Genomic DNA, 3,315 nt, shown 5'->3' with positions numbered 1-3,315 from the left:
CTTTAAATCAGTCATGAATTCCCTCCAATATGAAATGGTTTTAGTGTGCCTCAAACTAATCTCGTTCATGATTTAACTGTAAATGTCATCCTAGAGAATGAAAATAAACAAATAGTAAAATACTTACAACAAGAGTTCGCCAAATGGGAGCTGAGTTTTATGCAGAATAAAAGAGTCCACTTAGTACTTCTGATTATCGTAATAATTGTTTTTATCTGGTCGGCCATCAAGCCCGTATCTTATTACTCCTGGGTTTTGGAAGTGTCGCCAGCGGTTGCTTCACTTGCCGTTTTTCTTTTTCTTTATAAAAAATTCCGGTTAACAACCCTTTCCTACACAATCATCGCATTCGTTACCATCCTTATGTTCATTGGTGGGCACTACATTTATTCAAATGTACCGCTTTTTGATTGGCTAAAAGATACATGGGATTTAAAACGGAATCATTATGACAGGTTTGGCCATTTCATGAAAGGCATGATAGCAATCGTTATTCGCGAAATACTGCTAAGAAAAACCTTGCTTTATAAAGGAGGCTGGCTGAATGGAATAGTTATATCAATGGTTCTGGCAATTGCCGCCCTTTATGAAATCGTTGAATGGCTTTTTGCGATGCTGGCAAAAGGCGGCAGGGTCTCGAAGGACTTTTTAGGCACACAAGGAGACATTTGGGATACACAATGGGATATGTTTTTAAGCTTTGCCGGTTCTATAATTGCGTTATTACTTTTAACAAAAATGCATGACCAGTTGGTAAAACGGGAAATAGGATTAAATCCAAATAAAATGAAAAAGGAGGAACAAGAATGAAAAAGGAACAGGGAGAGAAAATGAACCACACTGTCGAAGCTGAACAAAAACACAGCCTGGTTTGTAATGATCAGCTATTTTTCCAGGAGTTGCGAATCGCCGCTGAGGAAGCCGAAAGAGATTATGATGACCAGGATAATTTAAAGTCCTAATATGGTTGTAGGAAAGGCATTTTGAACCCCGCAAAGAGAAAAAAGTCTATATATAATTGGTCCAACTAAAGAGCCTGGACTTCGAGACTTTTCGCTCGTATTTGTATGATACCTATAAAAAAGAAGGCACACCAGATGGCGTGCCTTACTTTATGTTTTCTAATTCATGAACCGGTCCCTTTCCGCCGCTTCTTCTTCACGCTGCGCTTCACGCTCATCATACCAAAGCTTGATATGAGTAAGGATTGAAAAGATAAGGAAAAAGTTCATTGTCCAGACACTGACAAAAGGAGCAATCCCTCCAAAATCAATGGTCTCATATTGCTTCATTGCCATAACGATGAACGACTCGATAAAAACAAGAACAAAACCGGCTACACCAGCAATTGCCATCCGTATCATAATCACCATCAACCACCTTATCGTTGATTTATCAGATTATTTAAATAATACGACTAATTATCATTTAGCGCAACCATTTTGTTCATGAATTTGACTAATTTTAGCATTGAAAATTATCTTCTTAAGTTTTTTTGCTTCTGCATGATCTCATAGGATTTTTCGATAATATCTGTCAATACATCACCCTTGTATATTCTGCCAATCTTCGTATTTTCCTGATAGTATTCAACAATCTCTTCGAGTTTATCTGATGTTTCTTTAGACACTCTTACATTTAACTGAATTCTCTGGGCATCATTCATAGATTCAATTCCCCTCCAAGTCCTTATGTATCAAGAAATAATTTTACTCTATCAAACTGCTAGCAGAGGGATATCATGTAGATACTTGTCGCTAACTCCCTATAACGAAACCTATTTTAGCACATTCAGCACGTGATAACACTTTCTTGTTCTTATTTACTGTTTTCCCATTAGCAATCAGGGGTATTTCATTAAAAAAGACTTGGAGACATGATATGGAATTAACAAAATGGTCATACTCAAAAAGATACCATATTAAAGCCAATTTCAACGAATTTCCTCATTCTCTTGTCGTGTTCAGGAGAATTAAAAACTACTATTTCGTCTATACAGTACAATGGTCCATGAACGATCCTTTTGTCACGAAAAAGGCACTTGAGGAGATGGAGTGGCTGCTTAATAGAGAACTGGGGACTGAAGAGGATTACCGCATGAGAAAGGATTTTCGAGAATGAATTTTAATTTACAAAACAAAAGAAGGTTTAGAGAAAAACATTTCCATCGGTAAAAATCACTCGATTTTTCTATACTTTCCCTTATGTTTGCTTCGACTACAAAAATAGTCGGCTTTTTGCCGAGCCTGACGCAATAATGAAATCCTCTCGCAAATAGGAAATCTATCATTTCCTATCTCTAATATAAAGATATGGACATACTGAAAAGTGCTATTCAAATAATGGGGCAAGTATTTCTTATATTATATAATGATGAATTATAATGAAAAACCCAGCATCTTTATTTGTGCTGGGTTCAATCTTTTTATTAAACTCTTTTCGTACACTTTGTTTCAACCAACTATTTAGGTGAAAGCAGCTTTTATTTTGCTGAAACAATTGCTTCCCAGTCAATAGTGCCATTCTTTATTTGTTCTCGTTTTTCCTTGTTCATGATATCTGCTGGTCTTCCGCCTTTTGGCCAGTCTCCCTCATGCCCTTTGAATTCAGGACGATCATGAGAAAGAATATACGCAGCTACATTGATGGCATCTTGATCGGACAAAGTGCCGCCCTGTCCTTTAGGCATGTTTTTTTGCACATAACCAGCCATCTTAGTCAATCTTGACATTCCTGCGCCATCATTAAAGGAATTTTCTCCCCAAACAGCAGGACCCGAAGTTGGACCTGTTCCTGATCCATCTGCAGCATGGCAGCTCGCGCATGATTGTGCATAAAGCTTTTCTCCGTCCTGAACACTAGGGGCCGGAAATTTTTTAGGCTCTTTCGGTGCTCTCCAAGGGAGTTCGGATCCAGCAGGTACCCCTTCTGACATATATTGCAGATATGCAATCATGGCGCGCATTTCCTGGCTGTCAGATGGCAGCATCTTTCCGTTCATGCTTCGAATCATACAGCCGTTTATCCTGTCTTCAAGCGTATAAACTTCTCCCTCACGCGGCCTATATTCAGGGTAGACTGCTGATAGACCAACCATCGGAGCCTCTTCTTTAACAATTCCACCATTGGCGTGACAGCTTGCGCATGAGAGGTTATTGCCAACATACTGATCAGCTACATTATTTGTTTCCATCATTAATTGATGACCATATTTAATACTCTCTCCAAGAGGACCTTCTGGAACGTCTTCCATGCTCGGCGGGTTAAATTCAATACCCGTTCCAGCTGTTTGTGTTTGTGGCTGAGGCTCTGCTG

Annotated in this window: 6 protein-coding genes; 3 read left to right on the top strand and 3 right to left on the bottom strand. The window is 38.8% G+C overall.

The annotated features are described in order from the left end of the window. Positions 1 to 159: 159 nt before the first annotated feature. Together WB217_RS13040 and WB217_RS13035 are read left to right on the top strand one after the other, a co-directional pair. The gene (locus WB217_RS13040; protein ID WP_423993647.1) at positions 160 to 810 is read left to right on the top strand and encodes a DUF2238 domain-containing protein; all 651 of its coding nucleotides are present in this window, start codon (positions 160 to 162) and stop codon (positions 808 to 810) included. Continuing rightward, entirely contained in the window at positions 807 to 962 is a 156-nt protein-coding gene (locus WB217_RS13035; RefSeq protein WP_423993646.1) for a hypothetical protein, read from the top strand. The genes WB217_RS13040 and WB217_RS13035 overlap by 4 nt, the downstream gene beginning before the upstream one ends. A gap of 159 nt (positions 963 to 1,121) precedes the next feature. Here WB217_RS13035 and WB217_RS13030 read toward each other — a convergent pair whose 3' ends face one another. Then, on the bottom strand, positions 1,122 to 1,364 hold the full coding sequence (locus WB217_RS13030) for a hypothetical protein (RefSeq protein WP_423993648.1): 243 nt from the start codon (positions 1,362 to 1,364) through the stop codon (positions 1,122 to 1,124). A 113-nt stretch (positions 1,365 to 1,477) separates the two neighbouring features. Next, complete coding sequence (locus WB217_RS13025; protein WP_335379045.1) at positions 1,478 to 1,666, bottom strand: hypothetical protein; 189 nt, start codon at positions 1,664 to 1,666, stop codon at positions 1,478 to 1,480. A 215-nt stretch (positions 1,667 to 1,881) separates the two neighbouring features. On the opposite strand from WB217_RS13025, the gene WB217_RS13020 reads away from it, so the two are divergent. Next, the gene (locus WB217_RS13020; protein ID WP_423993645.1) at positions 1,882 to 2,121 is read left to right on the top strand and encodes a hypothetical protein; all 240 of its coding nucleotides are present in this window, start codon (positions 1,882 to 1,884) and stop codon (positions 2,119 to 2,121) included. A gap of 361 nt (positions 2,122 to 2,482) precedes the next feature. Here WB217_RS13020 and WB217_RS13015 read toward each other — a convergent pair. Next, on the bottom strand, positions 2,483 to 3,315 hold an 833-nt coding region (locus WB217_RS13015; RefSeq protein ID WP_423993644.1), incomplete at its 5' end, for a c-type cytochrome.

Origin of the sequence: Mesobacillus sp. (genome assembly GCF_049588175.1) — a bacterium.
In the GTDB taxonomy this organism is placed as follows: Bacteria; Bacillota; Bacilli; order Bacillales; family Cytobacillaceae; genus Mesobacillus.
The sequence above is the reverse complement of the archived record's forward strand: the minus strand, read 5'-3'. Positions and strand labels throughout refer to the sequence as shown.

Coding starts and splice junctions, on each gene's coding strand:
- WB217_RS13040 (WP_423993647.1), top strand. CDS start 160: ATGCAGAATAAAAGAGTCCACTTAGTACTTCTGATTATCGTAATAATT.
- WB217_RS13035 (WP_423993646.1), top strand. CDS start 807: ATGAAAAAGGAACAGGGAGAGAAAATGAACCACACTGTCGAAGCTGAA.
- WB217_RS13030 (WP_423993648.1), bottom strand. CDS start 1,364: ATGATACGGATGGCAATTGCTGGTGTAGCCGGTTTTGTTCTTGTTTTT.
- WB217_RS13025 (WP_335379045.1), bottom strand. CDS start 1,666: ATGAATGATGCCCAGAGAATTCAGTTAAATGTAAGAGTGTCTAAAGAA.
- WB217_RS13020 (WP_423993645.1), top strand. CDS start 1,882: ATGGAATTAACAAAATGGTCATACTCAAAAAGATACCATATTAAAGCC.